Below are 875 nucleotides of genomic sequence, written 5' to 3' on the forward strand. Positions count from 1 at the left end.
TGGCCGCCTCATGATGGGGTAAGAAGAATGGCGTGGTTCAATCTTCGAGGCGCCCTTGCTGCACGTGCAGCAGGATCTGCAGACATTGCGAACTCATGCCACCCGTCGTCCCCGTGAGGACATCATTCTGCCAGGGCAGATCTCGGGATCAGAATCTGTTTGTCAGGCCGCCTCCGCGGCGCTGTTGCTAAAGCGGAAGTCGGTGCCATCAATCCACATGCGGTGGAGAATGACGGCAATGCGTCTGGCAAGTGCGACAGTTGCGCGCCGCAAGTCGCGTCGCTGTGCAACGCGCATCGCCCAGGCCTTGAGCCATGACCATTTCTTGGAATGGGTAAGCGTCGATTGCGCCGCCTCATAGAGCATGGTCCGCAGCATGGCGTCTCCGCATTTGGAAATACCGCCGTCATAGTCGATCTCGCCTGACTGGTATCGCTTGGGCGTCAAACCGGCATGCGCACCGACGTCTCGGGAATGCACAAAGCGGTGCGGTTGATCGACCGATGCGCGGTAAGTGAGCGCGACGACGGGACCAACTCCGGGCATTGTCATGAACCGTCTGCAGACCGGATCATCGCACACCACATTGAGCAACATCTTGTGGAGCGTCGCCAGTTGCTGACGCATCACCTGCCGGACTGTTAATAGAGGATCGACGATTGTCGCAAGTCTGGGAAAGCCTTCAACCAGTTCGCGGATCCGCGCCTCGTAGGTCCGCGTGCTCACAGCCCCGACCTTCAGGCCGAAGTTGCGCAGGGTGCCACGCATATCGCTCTCGATGTCGAGCAGTTTGCGCTGGAGCAGCTTGCGGCTGGTCAGCAGCATGCGTTGTTCCTGAGCCACCAACGTTTTGACATGCACCGTTTTAAACAAGC

1 protein-coding gene is annotated in these 875 nt (G+C 58.9%); it reads right to left on the reverse strand.

The genetic code is table 11. The features are described 5' to 3' along the window. Positions 1-162 precede the first annotated feature (162 nt). Positions 163-875: IS110 family transposase (locus tag J3L16_RS15860; protein ID WP_207614039.1), on the reverse strand; the 713-nt coding region annotated here is incomplete at its 5' end.

It is taken from the genome of Alteromonas sp. 5E99-2, from assembly GCF_017368475.1.
Classification (GTDB): domain Bacteria; phylum Pseudomonadota; class Gammaproteobacteria; order Enterobacterales; family Alteromonadaceae; genus Alteromonas_F.